The organism is Colwellia sp. KS18-150, from assembly GCF_057551365.1.
Window position 1 is genome coordinate 325,962 of record NZ_BAAJMC010000003.1, and the last position, 14,159, is coordinate 340,120.

Below are 14,159 nucleotides of genomic sequence, written 5' to 3' on the forward strand. Positions count from 1 at the left end.
CGATTGATGATAAAAATTCTATTTCGCAAACAATACCATAGTCTCAACGTGCTTTGTTTGCGAAAACATGTCAATTAAGCCAATTTTTACAATTTTATACCCTTTTTCCACTAACAGCTTAGTATCTCTTGCGAGTGTACTTGCATCACAACTGACATAAAGAATATTTTCCACGGCAAGTTCAGATAACTGTGTTACCGCTTGCTCTGCTCCTGCTCTTGCAGGATCGAGTAAAACTTTATTAAAACTGCTTTGTACCCAAGGTGCAGCCAGCCAAGTGCTATTCAAATCTGCTTGAAAGAACTGGCAATTATCTAGTTGGTTTTGCAGGGCATTGGCTTTTGCTTTATCGACCATAGATTGTACACCTTCTACCCCCACAACTTTACTTACCTTTTTAGCAATAGGTAAACTGAAATTTCCTAAACCGCAAAATAAATCTAATACCTGATCTTCTGCTGTAATAGACAGCCAATCCATTGCCTGCTTAACCATTTCTTCATTGACAATTTGATTAACCTGAATAAAGTCGTCGTGTGATAATGATATTTCACATCCGTCAGCTAAGGTGTAGGTAAGTGATTTTTCATCGGATAATGGCTCTACTTTACCTTCACCAAAATCGAAAAACACTTGCCATTGATGCAGTTTCGCATAACTTTGCCATAACGCTCTGTCTTGCTCTGAAACTAACTTTAATTGCCTCACAACGAGAGTAAGCACCTGCTCTGTTTGTGACTTTAATATACTAATTACTTCTACATGGCCAATGGCTTTTTTACCATTCAACTTGGCGATGATTTCTTGCAAGATAGGGAAAATATCATGTAATGGCTTAACTAAAGTTGGGCAAGATTTTATTGGCACCAGCTGGTTAGTGCCTTTTTGACGAAAACCAATTGTTGCTTGCGCATTTTTATCAAACTGTACGCCAATTCTCGCTTTTCTTCGATAATGCCATGGTTGACTTACTATAGGGTTTTGCCAAGGTAGATCATTGATAACCTCTGCATCAACTCCACTTCGAGAAAGTAGTTCAGAAACTTTTTTCTGTTTAAATAATAATTGTTCATTATAGCTAAGGTGCTGCAGGTCACAGCCACCACATAATTTAAAATGCTGACAAGGCACGTCAACCCTATGCTCACTTGCTGAATTAACTTTTAACAGCTTACCTCGAAAATACTTATTTTTTTGCTCTATAACACGAACTTCAACTTTCTCGGTCGGTAAACAACCATCGACAAATATCGGCTTGTTTTGATAATAACCAACACCACAACCGGTCATATCGAGCTTTTTAATATTTATCAATAGATTAGATTTTATTTTATTATGATTTGTTTTTTTATTACTGGCTTTAAAAAAATTTGCCACGCTTAGGTGTTCCTTAGTTTATAAACTATATATTTTGATATGCTTATGACATTATATGTTACTGGGTTGTACAATTTGTTTTGTAAATTGGTATAACAACGATAGGTAGTATTTTACACTAGTTCCCCCATCAGTTCTCTTAAAAAGTAATAGGGATAGTTCACAAGCAATGTATAAAATAAGTCTTAAAGACTGGGTTATATTACTGACAATTGTGCCAACCGCCTTCATTGGTTTTGGTCTTGCAGGCTATTTTTCGTATAGTCGAAATGCCGAAATGAGTGAGGTGCTAAATGTTAGGGCTCAAAGCATTATAGAGCCACTGGCTATTGCGGGTACTGCTCCCCTACTTAACAATGATAGAGAGCAACTTCGTCGTATCATAAGTTTCGCTCATCGAAGCCAATCAAGCATCATTAAAAGCATCGCCGTATTTACACTAGATAATCAAGTTTTCGTCACTAGCGCATACCATGGTGATACGAATACTATGCGTTTAAAGGCTGGCGAAAAACTACCTAGCTTTACTCAGTCAGAAACGATCAATGACTTTATCATTTATCGCAGCCCCATTGTTGATGAATCAGCTATTAATGCTAAACAAAACAACAATATAGCTGGTTCATTTATTCTTGGCTATATAGCCATTCAAGTTGATCAAAGCAACTTGAAATTTAAGCAGCAAAGCCAATATTTAATTGCCTTCACCATGGCATTCTTAGGGTCATTCATGAGTGGAATTTTTGCAATGAAACTCATTGGAAATGTCGCTAAACCTGTAAACTCTATGGTGCAAGCTATTGATAGGATCCGGGAAGGTAAACTAGAAAGCCGTGTCAGCGGCCAACTAATAGGTGAACTAAACTTTCTTAAAAATGGTATTAATACCATGGCACAGTCATTAGGAAATTATCAACATGAGATGCAAGGCAGTATAGATCAAGCGACAATAGATTTACGGGAAAGCTTGGAGCAATTTGAAATTCAGAACGTTGAATTAAGTATTGCGAAGAAAAAAGCACAAGAAGCGAATAAGATAAAATCTGAATTCTTAGCGAACATGAGCCATGAACTACGAACACCTTTAAATGGAGTTATCGGTTTTACCCGCCAAGTATTGAAAACCCCTTTAAGTGAGCCACAACGCGATTATTTGCAAACTATTGATAGATCAGCAAATAATTTACTAGCTATTATTAATGACATACTCGACTTCTCTAAGCTTGAAGCGGGTAAAATGGTAATTGAAAGTATTCCATTTTCTTTAAGAGAAGCAATTGATGATAGTTTAGTATTATTAGCCCCTAGCGCTCATAAAAAGAATATTGAGCTTTCCATTAATATTGAACAGGCAATTCCTGACTCTTTACTTGGGGATGCTATGCGTATCAAACAGATCATGAGTAACTTAGTCAGCAACGCTATTAAGTTTACCGAGAAAGGCTCTGTAGTTATTGATATAAATTACAAGATAATATCTGCCAAAAGAGCAGCAATTGAGATCACCGTAACAGATACGGGGATTGGCATGAATACCGAACAACAACAAACTATCTTTAAAGCCTTTGCTCAAGCTGATCAAAGCATTACCCGTTTATACGGTGGTACGGGCTTAGGTTTAGTCATTTGCCAACGACTTGCTTTTGAAATGAAAGGCGATATCGGTTTTAAAAGTAATGCTAACCTCGGCTCAACTTTTTGGTTTAATTTTGAGTGTGGGGTCAATTCACTACCACTAAATAATGAACTTGATACTCATCAATTAGCCGATAAGAGTATCTTATACTTTGAGCCGCATGAGCATACAAGAGTATCGACCAGTGCTATTTTGACAAGTTGGCAAATGCAAGTGACGAGTGTTGATAACTTGACCGAGCTAAATCAAGCAATCACTGAAAAAAATGCTGCTAACGAATCGTTTGAATTTGCACTCATTGGTCATGATAACGCTGCAACAGCATTGAGTGAATTAAAGAAAACGATTACACAACTCAAACCGCACATCGAAAAAATTCATTTAGCCATTAATAGTAACTCACCTAGTTTACAAGACGCTTTAACTTCAAATGGAGCATTAAGCTGCTTAAGTAAACCAGTAACGGCTAATAAACTTAACTTTGCCTTACTCGCCAAACAGCATAATCAGCCTAAAACGAATAAAAAAATCCTACCAATAAAAGTGTTAGCCGTTGATGATAATGAAGCTAATTTAAAATTGATCAATGCCCTTTTACTTGAACAAGTTGCAGACGTCACACTTGCGGAAGACGGATTAAAAGCATTAGAGATATGTAAACGTGAAACTTTTGCTTTAATTTTCATGGACATTCAGATGCCGGTTATGGACGGGATCAGTACACTTAAAGCAATTAAAAGTGAAACCATCAATAGGAAAACACCTATCATAGCTGTTACTGCCCATGCTTTAAATGGTGAAAAAGAAAAAATGCAGCAGCAAGGCTTCAATGCCTACATGACCAAACCTATTGATGAAACAATGTTAAATCATATTATTTATGAGTACTGTGATTTCACCAACTCCTCTTACTTTGAGGATAGTAATTTACCTAGCTTAATCTCTCCTAATAAGGAGAAAGAGCAAGCGAGCATTATTGATTGGACATTAGCACTTGAACGTACAGGTGGAAAAGTCGGGTTAGCAAAAGAAATGCTATTAGGTCTGGTTGAACACTTAACTGCTAATCATGAAAAGATTAGTAAAGCGCTCGTTAAGGAAGATACAAGTCAATTGAAGCGTTTAATACATAAACTTAATGGTTCATGTTGTTATACCGGAGCCCCCAACTTGCACCACATTTGCCAGCAGCTTGAAACGCAGTTAAAAAATGAAGTGCACTTGGATAATTTAGAGCCAGAATTTTTAGAGCTTTTTGAACATATAGAACAAGTATTAGCTGCTGCGCCAAAAATATTGGACAAAGTAGACGAAGAAATGTCATAGCAGCAGTTACTACTGCTGCTATGGAGCTAATCTCGAATATTTATATTTGGCGAGGTGTTAATATCACCGTCTTCCGTTATAACGGCAACACCTGAACTACAGGTTAAGACAGCCATGCTATGCCCATTTTCATTACGAACAAATGACAGTTCGTAACCAAACTTACCTAAGCTGCTAGCTGAAAATTTCTGTGCCAAAGATAATTTATTCCACCAAATTGATTGCTCAGGCGCAATCTGTCGCCTTTCCAACATAGGTTTCTCTTGTGCTTGCATTATTGCCTACTCCTACTCACAGTCCATTGTTTGAGTTACATAACAAAGTTAGAGCCATTGACAGGCAACGACTCTAATTTAAGTGTAGTACAAAATTAATACAACAAAAGAAAAAATAACCATGGCTGAGGCTACCTTAAACTCAACACCTAGATAACGCTATGAAAGTGTTACAAAAGCGGTAGCATATTCTTTTTCATCTGCAAGAGAAATATGCCAATGACTGGCATTCATTGCTTTAGCAACAGCTAACGCCTGCTCAGTGAGTATTAATGTTGGCTGACCGCTTGCTAAAGATTTGATAGTGATATGCTGAAATGAAACCCCTTCAGCAATACCTGTTCCTAATGCTTTGGCTGTAGCTTCCTTTCCTGCCCAACGTTTAGCTAGATAGCGTTCAGGATGCTTACATTGCTCATAATATTGATACTCCACAGGAGTTAGCACCCTTTGTGCTAAACGATGTCTAGTATTCTCAGCCATCTTTGCGATACGGCATATTTCTATAATATCGGTTCCGATACCAACAATAGACATTTTATCGGCCGCTTCTTGCTTCGTTCATTAGCGCTTTCATATCTCGTACAGCTTTATCTAGCCCATCAATTGCAGCTCGAGCGATAATGGCATGACCAATATTAAGCTCAATAATTTCTTCAATGGCAGCTATTGGTTTAACATTAAAGTAATTTAACCCGTGACCAGCATTAACTTTAAGGCCTATATTGTGAGCGTACTTAATACCGTCAGTTAAACGTTGTAACTCAGCTTGTTGTTCCTGCTCTGTGCTTAAATCAGCATAATGACCAGTATGAATTTCGATGTAAGGGGCACCACTTGCTAATGCTGCATCAATTTGAGCTTTATCTGCATCAATAAACAAACTAACTTGCGTACCAACAGCATTTAACTTGTTAACTGCATCAGTTATTTTCTCTAATTGACCAATAACATCTAAACCGCCTTCTGTTGTAAGTTCTTCGCGTTTTTCAGGAACCAAGCAGCAAAATTCGGGCTTAACATCACAAGCAATTGCCACCATTTCATCTGTCACAGCCATTTCAAAATTCATGCGGGAGTGCAAAGTTTGCTTTAGTACATATATGTCTCTGTCTTGTATATGTCTTCTATCTTCACGTAAATGCACTGTAATACCGTCAGCTCCCGCATGCTCCGCAACACTTGCTGCATAAACAGGATCAGGATAATCAGTGCCGCGAGCCTGACGTAAAGTAGCTATATGATCAACATTAACGCCTAGTAATATTTCTTTCATTTTTGTCTCTTGTATTTTTAAATAATTTACGACTATTTAGTGGTTTACCTTCAAGTAAATGATTAATCACGTCTCGCATTAACAACTTAAATGTTAACTCAACCTGTGGATTTTCTATTACTTGTCCGTGATGGACGAATTCTGCAATAGCTTGTAAATGCTCAATAGTATAATAGGGTGTCGTAATGGTGTTTACTGAATACTTATACGCAGGCATAAAGCCTTGCTCCGCCAGATAATAAAAACCAACAATATTGTCGTTATTTTCATTAAATATCGGGCTAAAATCAAATGATAAACCTAATTCTTCTAATAAACTTATTTCAAATTGTCTTAATTGTGGTGCAATAGGCTGACTTTGAGATAAGCAGGATAATGTCGTTTTGTATTGAGAGAATAACGATTCGCACAGAATATCATCATTTAATAAACGTACTAATAACTCGTTAATATAAAAAGCACTAAATAAATAATGCTTTGTTAAGTGATAAGATTTCGCATTTGTTTCAATATTGGTGATCCGTTTTAAACGATCATCTTGCCCTTTAAAAATCACTTTTAAAGGTAAAAAAGGTTGAATAACCCCTTTTTTAATAGAGCGTTTAGATTGCCCAACATAAACAAGAGCACTCACTTTGCCAGCATGCTCTGTGAATAACTCTACCAGCTGCTGATTTTCTTGAAATGGCCTTGAATGAAGTACAAAGGCATTTTGCTCTAGAAGTTTATTTGACATTGTTTAGGCACTTATGTAAGCGCAGACAAACTTCCAAAAGTAAGTTTAACCAGAGTAATCATCGCCATACCCTAGACTACGTAGTGCTCTTTCATCATCTGCCCAACCAGACTTCACTTTAACCCAAGTTTCTAAAAACACTTTACTATCAAATAAGTTTTCCATATCACGTCTAGCTTCTTGGCCTATCGTTTTTAAACGTTCGCCTTTATTGCCAATAACCATACGTTTTTGACTATCTCGTTCAACCAAAACAAGCGCATTTATATGAATAACACCTTTTGCATCCATTTTAAATTGTTCAATTTCTACGGTTGTTGAGTAAGGTAGTTCATCGCCGGTAAAACGTATAAGTTTCTCTCGGATTATTTCTGAAGCCATAAATCTGCTTGAACGATCAGTAATATGATCTTCAGGAAACCAAAAGTCACTTTCTGGTAAACTATCTAAACAAAGCTTAGCTATTGTATCAACACCATTACCTTTGCTGGCTGAAATAGGTACGATATCAGTAAATTCATGCATAGCGCCAAGTTTTTGTAGATGCGGTAATAAATCATCTTTGTCAGCTATGTTATCAATCTTATTAACGACCAATATGCAAGCTGAACCACTCTTTTTAACCTTGTTTAATACCAGCTCATCATCAGCTGTCCAATGAGTGCCTTCGACTAAAAAAACGATCAGTTCCACTTCAGCAATTGAGCTTGCTGCAGCACGATTCATTAAACGATTAATGGCACGTTTTTCTTCAGTGTGTAAACCAGGAGTATCCACCAAAATAGCCTGTTTATTAGCTTCAGTTAAAATACCTAATATACGATGTCTTGTCGTTTGGGGTTTACGTGAGGTGATACTAATTTTTTGGCCAAGTAAGGCATTTAGTAGGGTAGATTTACCAACATTTGGTCTACCTACGATTGCAATCAGCCCTGCATGAGTTGTTTCATTTTTCATTATCTATTTACCTTTACTAGCACGCATGTTTTGTTTGCTAGCTTTTTTATGAGCGTTAGCCTTATCAATTATAGCCAGTACTTGCTGAGCTGCTTCTTGCTCAGCTTTTCGTCTACTTGTACCTTTGGCTATAACTTCACTATCGATAACAGATGTAATGCAACGCACTGTAAATTGTTGATTATGAGATTGACCCGTTGTATCAATAACCTCGTAGGCTGGCAGTGGAATTTTTCTACCTTGTAAATATTCTTGTAATCGCGTTTTAGGATCTTTTTGTTCATTACCCGGCTTAATTTCACCTAATCGAGTCGCGAACCAAGTTAAAATTAACGTTTTACAGACAGAGATATCGGAGTCCAAATAAACAGCACCAATAATGGCTTCTATCGCATCTTCTAAAATAGATTCACGACGGTGGCCGCCACTTTTAAGCTCACCAGGGCCTAAAATAAGGAACTCACCTAAATTAAAATCACGGCCAATTTCAGCTAAAGTTACACCTTTGACTAAGCTAGAGCGCATACGTGTTAAATCGCCCTCATCGTGTTGAGGAAATTTTTCAAATAATGCTTCAGCAATAACAAAGCCTAAAATTGAGTCGCCTAAAAATTCCAGTCTTTCGTTATGCTGACCTTTGGCACTTCGATGTGTTATTGCTTGAGTTAGTAGGTTTGGCTCTTTAAAGTTATAGCCAATACTTTTCGATAAGCGTGCAATTGCTTGCTCTTTATTAGCTTTAACATGCAATGCCATTACTTAATAGCGCCAATACGTTCAAAACGAACGTTACTCGGTACCCATTTAGGTAAAAAGCTATCATCTGTGCGATTGAAATCAAAACTCATCCAGATAGCAACAGCTTCACCAACAAGGTTTTCTTCAGGTACAAACCCCCAAAATCGACCATCTAATGAATTGTCACGGTTATCTCCCATCACAAAATAATGACCGGCAGGAACTAAAAACTCATCTTTTGCGGTACCAGCTTGTTGGAAGTAATGGTTACTTCTAGGCAAGGTATATTGATCATTTAAAATGTTGTGGTTTCTGTCTAGCATTGAAACTGAAAATTGATTCATACCTTCTTGAGCATCAGGTCCTTGATATTTATTTGTAAAGGTATTTACCACTTGGGTAAACTCTGGACACTTTGTATCCGACTCTTTACATGCTGGTTTAATATATAAAGATTTATTTTTGTAGATAACTCTATCACCAGGTAAGCCAATGACACGTTTTATGTAATCTATACGAGGATCTTGTGGGTATTTAAATACCACTACATCACCACGTTCGGGTAATCCAACTTCAAAAAATTTATGACGTGCGACAGGATCTCTTAAACCGTAATTAAATTTATTAACCAAAATAAAATCACCGTCGAGTAAAGTCGGCATCATTGAGCCCGAGGGTATTTGAAACGGCTCATAAATAAAGGATCGTAAAATTAAGACAAAGGCGATAACAGGAAATATTTGCACCGAAGTGTCAACCATCGGCGAAGGCTCAGTCAAGGTTGCTAATGTTTCTTTCGTTAACTCAACGGCACTTTGCTCTTGTGCGGCAATGGCATTTAATTTTCGTTGAGGCGCTAGATAAAATTTATCTGCAAGCCAAACAAGTCCAGTGATAAGGGTAATTATTACTAAAATAATTGAAAAATAAACTGCCATATTTGTCCTAATATTATGATTTACTCGCCAGTGACCTAGGTAACTGACTTAATTTTTTTGTTTTTACTTTTCGAGCTTCAATACAGCTAAAAACGCTTCTTGTGGTACTTCAACATTACCCACTTGTTTCATGCGTTTCTTACCTTCTTTTTGCTTTTGTAAAAGCTTTTTCTTACGACTTATATCGCCGCCATAACACTTAGCCGTTACGTTTTTACGCAGTTGCTTAACGGTTGTTCGTGCGATAACGTTATTGCCAATTGCCGCCTGAATAGCGATATCAAACATTTGACGATGAATAAGCTCTTTCAGTTTATCAACCAATAAACGACCTCGTGATACAGAATTACTTCTGTGGGTGATCATCGCTAAAGCATCTACTCTATCACCATTAATCATGACATCAACACGTACCATATCCGCCGCTTCAAAACGTAAGAAGTGATAATCAAGCGAAGCATAACCGCGACTGGTTGACTTTAATTTATCAAAAAAGTCCATTACCACTTCAGCCATAGGTAACTCATACGTCACCGCAACTTGGTTACCATGATAAATAAGATCTTTTTGAACACCACGTTTTTCAATACATAAGGTAATAACGCTACCTAAATATTCTTGTGGTACTAAAATATTGGCTTGTACTATCGGCTCACGAATTTCATCGATGCTGTTTATTGCCGGTAAATCAGCAGGGTTATCGATAGATAACACTTCGCCACTTGTACAAGCAATTTCATAGTTTACTGTCGGTGCTGTGGTAATCAAATCTAGATCATATTCACGAGCCAAGCGCTCTTGAATAATTTCCATATGTAGCATACCGAGGAAACCAATTCTAAAACCGAAACCTAAAGCAGATGAGTTTTCTGGCTCGAAAAAGAGCGATGCATCATTCAAGCTCAATTTATTTAAGGCATCACGGAAGTTTTCATAATCATCCGAGCTAATAGGAAATATACCTGCATAGACTTGTGGTTGAGCTTTTTTAAAGCCAGCAAGCGGCTCAGCAGTTTCTTTCTTACTGATGGTGATGGTATCACCTACTGGTGCACCATGAATTTCTTTAATGCCCGCAATAATAAAGCCAACTTCACCCGCGCGTAATACGCCTGTCTCAGTTTGCTTCGGTGTAAAGATACCCACTTTATCTATTTGATGAACTTGTCCTGTAGACATCACCAACATCTTATCGCCACGTTTTACTTCACCATTCATAACTCGAACTAGCGAAACGACCCCTTGGTAATTATCAAACCAAGAATCAACAATAAGCGCTTGTAGGTTTGCATTAGGATCACCTTCTGGTGCGGGAATATTTTCAACAATCGTTTCTAATACATCATCGATACCAATGCCGGTTTTTGCTGAACAAGTCACTGCATCTGTAGCTTCAATACCAATAATATGTTCAATTTCTTCACTGACTCGTTCTGGATCTGCCTGTGGTAAATCAATTTTGTTTAAAATAGGTAAGACTTCAAGATCCATTTCAATGGCGGTATAACAGTTTGCAACGGTTTGTGCCTCAACCCCTTGACCGGCATCAACAACAAGTAACGCCCCTTCACACGACGCTAGCGAGCGCGAAACTTCATAAGAAAAATCGACATGCCCTGGTGTATCGATAAAGTTTAATTGATACGTTTCACCGTTTTTAGCTTTATAATCTAAAGTAACACTTTGCGATTTAATAGTGATACCACGTTCACGTTCAAGATCCATTGAATCAAGCACTTGTGCTTCCATTTCACGGTCTTGTAAACCACCACAATGCTGAATTAAGCGATCTGATAAGGTAGATTTACCATGGTCAATGTGGGCAATTATTGAGAAATTTCGAATGTTTTTCATAAATGGGAGTTCAAATAAAAAGCTACAACGATAGCGAATAAGTCGGGAATGGCGTAATTTTAACGAATTTAGCTCGCTGGGGCTATCTTTTGTTCAGAATTTTACAACGCTAGCTGAGTTTTATATTTTCAACTGTGACACTTTGAGCATTTTTAGGTAAAACACGAATTATTTCAGGTTGAAGTTTAGCAACCTCATTGGGATTACTTTGCCAGTATTTAGCCAATCTAAACCCTAAATAGCCACCAACAATGCCAAATAATAGTGCTTGTAACTCATGAGTTAATACGTCTTGGTTCAATAAAAATTGACCAAGGGCAGAAAAAGAAAATAAGCCTAACAGTGGCGATAAATAAACTTGCCAAGCGCTTTTTAGTACATTCACTTCAGGCAACATTAATATGACACAATCACCAATTTCGATAGGCACGTCATGATTTAAACCATTTGCGAGGGACTGCGGGTAAGGTAGAGTAAATGACAACGTTTTATGAGGAATAGCTTTAGCAATTTGTCCACTAGCGCAAGAATCAACTTGCTTGCAGCTGCTACAAGTCGATTTTACTTGGCTCACTAAGCTAATTTGAGCATGTTCTATAGCAACTACTTCTGCTAACTCTTCCATTAACACTTACCTTGCAACGACATATTACTTAGGCGATTTACGCGCGAAGCTAACCGAGCTAACAATTTCTTTCGCGGTCGCTAAAGGGATCTTTCCAACAACACTTACTTCAATATTATTGACCACTTGATTCAACACAAGGGTTGCGCCATCACTTGCATATTCAATGGCTCTTTGTTTTTCTTTGCTTGGATTAACATACACAGAAATATCAATTAAGCCATCATTAAAAAGCATAAACTCAACGGCTTGTTTACTACTGTTAATTCTATGCCTGTCTGACTTAACTTCTTGAAAGCCATCAGGTAACCAATTCACCTGCCATGACAATTCAGCATCATCTTGCTGCGGAGAAAGCTCAATAATATTCGGTAGTTCAGTTACGTAAAGCTGTTTTAAATTATCAGACAAAGTATCGGTTATATCGAGATGCGTAAATTGAATCTGTTCAAGCAACTTACCTTTGCGTGTAATCACGGCTAGTTTAAGCATTAAGCCACTATCTTGATCTAACCAAAGCCAGTAACCATATCGATGGACATCTTGAGGCACCACTCTGATTAATTGTGCAGCTCGCCCAAGAACTCGGCTTTTTCCTACGGAAACAAAATGATAGCTATCTTCCAAGATACTAATATCTCGGCCGAAAACTGCAGGAATAGGACCACTAATTTGCGCTGAAGTGATAGAATAAGGCGCGTATTCAGGTTCGATATAACTTACTGTATTGCCTACTCTTAATATATCTCGGCGGGGCCCATTTAACAGAGCAAGTATTTCAAGTTCAATACCTTGCTCTTGTGTATCGGTATCGCTTTGAATATTGTTACCATCGCTTGATGATGGTTCAACAACACCATGTAACCAATGATATGGCTCTGCTTGGTTATTTTTAACGACAACAAAGGAAGTGTTAAAGTTTAATTGGCGTAACGATTTTGAAAGTCGTTCTAATGATAACTTTGCTTGCTCTGCATCAGCTGATATAGCGGGAAAGCTAAAACAAACAAACGCAAAGCAGGATAATAAGGATAAGTTACCGGGAAACCTTAAAGAAAAAATCTTCATGTCTTCTCGAAAAGTGTAGTCATGACTACAAAGCAAGTGAATAAATTAATTATTCACTATTTACTGATCTTTTTCTACCAATGATTGCTTTGCATCTTTTGGTTGGTCTGATTTAGCAGCACTTAACTTTACTTGTTGCTGATGATCAGATAATAACGCTTGAAAACGACGTTGTTGTTCAATTCTTTGTTCAATAACCGCTTGTTTTTGAGATTGAGTATTTTGCTGAAAATTAAAACTGACCGGGTTTGCAAAACCTCCCAATGGTTTAGTTTGAACCACTTGAGTCGGGGTAATAACTTCATTGGTATCGGCCGTATTTTGTTGGACTCCAAGAATCATTAAGCCTGCAGCTGAAGCGGCAATAGCAACTTGTCCAAATGGTTTAATTAATTGAACAACTTTAGCTTTAATACCATTTTGTAGGCTATTAGTTTTACTCGCACTGTGTGGCGCTAAAATACTAGGCTCGTCAGCAATTGCCTCGGCAATTTGTGCAGATAAATCTAACTGTAATGTTTGTGGAATGTCATCGCGGATAACATCACCAATCAAGTGATATTGCTGCCATGTCGCTGATAAGTGTTCATCCTTGAGCATGTCATCAATAGCTTGTTCTGAGTCAAGCTCAGTAACACGATAATTATCAACTAATGACGAGATTGTCTCAAACTTACTTTCACTCATACTTAAACCTTTAAACTCACAAAAAATAATTTATTAAACGTAATATTAATACACTAAACCAGGTTACTTACTGTTACCTATGTAGCAGAGGCGATATCTTTTTATCGATAGCGTCACGAGCTCTAAAAATTCGAGATCGTACTGTACCTACTGGGCAATCCATAATGGTGGCTATTTCTTCGTAACTCAAACCTTCAATTTCTCGAAAGTTAATCGCAATACGCAAATCATCGGGTAATTGCTCAATCGTTTTAAAAATAACTGTTTTAATCTCTTGCGTGAGTAAAACTTTTTCAGGTGAAGCATTTTCTCTTAATGCCTCACCACCATCATAAAATTCAGCGTCTTCAACTTCAACATCATTACTTGGTGGTTTTCTACCAAGTGCAACACTATGGTTTTTAGCGCAGTTTACAGCGATACGATATAACCAAGTATAGAATGCGCTTTCCCCTCTAAAATTAGGTAAAGCTCGGTAAGCTTTAATAAAAGCTTCTTGCACTATATCTGGCACATCACTATTGTTGCTGACATAACGTGACACTAAATTGGCCACTTTATGCTGATATTTTGTCACTAACAGGTTAAAGGCGTTTTTATCACCCTTCTGTACCTTTTCAACCAATATTTGGTCGACGTTCTGTTCGCTCATTTGAGCCATATCTC

At 37.5% G+C, this 14,159-nt stretch carries 14 protein-coding genes; 1 reads left to right on the top strand and 13 read right to left on the bottom strand.

All coding sequences use genetic code 11. From position 1 onward, the window contains the following. Positions 1 to 18: 18 nt before the first annotated feature. Complete coding sequence (gene rlmD / locus AC27IF_RS07010) at positions 19 to 1,377, bottom strand: 23S rRNA (uracil(1939)-C(5))-methyltransferase RlmD (RefSeq protein ID WP_487053184.1); 1,359 nt, start codon at positions 1,375 to 1,377, stop codon at positions 19 to 21. 169 nt (positions 1,378 to 1,546) lie between these two features. Here rlmD and barA point away from each other — a divergent pair, with 169 nt between their 5' ends. Then, on the top strand, positions 1,547 to 4,339 hold the full coding sequence (barA, locus tag AC27IF_RS07015) for a two-component sensor histidine kinase BarA (protein ID WP_487053185.1): 2,793 nt from the start codon (positions 1,547 to 1,549) through the stop codon (positions 4,337 to 4,339). 26 nt (positions 4,340 to 4,365) lie between these two features. Here the strand turns inward: barA and AC27IF_RS07020 are convergent, their stop codons facing one another. The 12 genes from AC27IF_RS07020 to rpoE all read right to left on the bottom strand — a co-directional run bounded on the left by AC27IF_RS07020 (position 4,366) and on the right by rpoE (position 14,145). Then, positions 4,366 to 4,614, bottom strand: coding sequence for a hypothetical protein (locus AC27IF_RS07020; protein ID WP_487053186.1), 249 nt, complete (start codon positions 4,612 to 4,614; stop codon positions 4,366 to 4,368). Positions 4,615 to 4,773: 159 nt separating this feature from the next. Next, positions 4,774 to 5,151 carry a holo-ACP synthase gene (acpS, locus tag AC27IF_RS07025; RefSeq protein ID WP_487053187.1) on the bottom strand — a complete coding sequence of 126 codons (378 nt, stop codon included), beginning with the start codon at positions 5,149 to 5,151 and terminating at the stop codon, positions 4,774 to 4,776. Position 5,152: 1 nt separating this feature from the next. Continuing rightward, complete coding sequence (pdxJ, locus tag AC27IF_RS07030; protein ID WP_487053189.1) at positions 5,153 to 5,890, bottom strand: pyridoxine 5'-phosphate synthase; 738 nt, start codon at positions 5,888 to 5,890, stop codon at positions 5,153 to 5,155. Then, a complete protein-coding gene (recO, locus tag AC27IF_RS07035) occupies positions 5,865 to 6,626 on the bottom strand; it encodes a DNA repair protein RecO (RefSeq protein ID WP_487053191.1) in 762 nt (253 codons plus the stop codon). Before recO ends, pdxJ begins: the two co-directional genes overlap by 26 nt. Before the next feature lie 45 nt (positions 6,627 to 6,671). Then, the gene (gene era, locus AC27IF_RS07040; protein WP_487053192.1) at positions 6,672 to 7,583 is read right to left on the bottom strand and encodes a GTPase Era; all 912 of its coding nucleotides are present in this window, start codon (positions 7,581 to 7,583) and stop codon (positions 6,672 to 6,674) included. A gap of 3 nt (positions 7,584 to 7,586) precedes the next feature. Continuing rightward, positions 7,587 to 8,339 (bottom strand): ribonuclease III, encoded by a 753-nt coding sequence (gene rnc / locus AC27IF_RS07045; protein ID WP_487053194.1) that lies wholly within the window; start codon positions 8,337 to 8,339, stop codon positions 7,587 to 7,589. Further along, entirely contained in the window at positions 8,339 to 9,259 is a 921-nt protein-coding gene (lepB, locus tag AC27IF_RS07050; RefSeq protein ID WP_487053196.1) for a signal peptidase I, read from the bottom strand. The genes rnc and lepB overlap by 1 nt, the downstream gene beginning before the upstream one ends. A 63-nt stretch (positions 9,260 to 9,322) precedes the next feature. After that, positions 9,323 to 11,113 (bottom strand): translation elongation factor 4, encoded by a 1,791-nt coding sequence (gene lepA, locus AC27IF_RS07055; protein WP_487053198.1) that lies wholly within the window; start codon positions 11,111 to 11,113, stop codon positions 9,323 to 9,325. A 109-nt stretch (positions 11,114 to 11,222) separates the two neighbouring features. Further along, positions 11,223 to 11,738: a SoxR reducing system RseC family protein gene (locus tag AC27IF_RS07060; RefSeq protein WP_487053199.1), complete on the bottom strand. Its 516-nt coding sequence runs from the start codon at positions 11,736 to 11,738 to the stop codon at positions 11,223 to 11,225. A gap of 24 nt (positions 11,739 to 11,762) precedes the next feature. After that, on the bottom strand, positions 11,763 to 12,806 hold the full coding sequence (locus tag AC27IF_RS07065) for a MucB/RseB C-terminal domain-containing protein (RefSeq protein WP_487053201.1): 1,044 nt from the start codon (positions 12,804 to 12,806) through the stop codon (positions 11,763 to 11,765). Between the two features lie 60 nt (positions 12,807 to 12,866). Next, positions 12,867 to 13,493, bottom strand: coding sequence for a sigma-E factor negative regulatory protein (locus tag AC27IF_RS07070; protein WP_487053203.1), 627 nt, complete (start codon positions 13,491 to 13,493; stop codon positions 12,867 to 12,869). 73 nt (positions 13,494 to 13,566) lie between these two features. Next, the gene (gene rpoE, locus AC27IF_RS07075) at positions 13,567 to 14,145 is read right to left on the bottom strand and encodes an RNA polymerase sigma factor RpoE (RefSeq protein ID WP_487053205.1); all 579 of its coding nucleotides are present in this window, start codon (positions 14,143 to 14,145) and stop codon (positions 13,567 to 13,569) included. Between the last annotated feature and the right edge of the window lie 14 nt (positions 14,146 to 14,159).